This window comes from Lactobacillus johnsonii ATCC 33200, assembly GCF_000159355.1.
In the GTDB taxonomy this organism is placed as follows: domain Bacteria; phylum Bacillota; class Bacilli; order Lactobacillales; family Lactobacillaceae; genus Lactobacillus; species Lactobacillus johnsonii.
On record NZ_GG670146.1, the window covers coordinates 1 to 240 of the forward strand.

Annotated in this window: 1 protein-coding gene; it reads right to left on the minus strand. The window is 48.3% G+C overall.

Annotation, left to right across the window (positions count from 1 at the left end; translation table 11 throughout):
* A partial coding sequence (locus tag HMPREF0528_RS08800) for a solute carrier family 23 protein (protein WP_004896678.1) occupies positions 1-240 on the minus strand: 240 nt, incomplete at both ends.

Genomic DNA, 240 nt, shown 5'->3' on the forward strand with positions numbered 1-240 from the left:
CCGAGAAGCGACGACATGATTAACTCTTCGTGAAAACCGTCGCTTTTCATGCTGCTGCCCAGCGCAATCATGACCGTAACAAATGAAAAATTGACTGACTGAATTGAGAGTAGGCCAGAACCGACGATGCCGTAGCGGTTTACTTGTAACCAGGTACCAATACCAGAGGCGATCATCGCCATAGAAACAAGATAGGCAGTTGTTTCAGCGGAAAGCTGTAAGGCCGCACCCACGATTAAC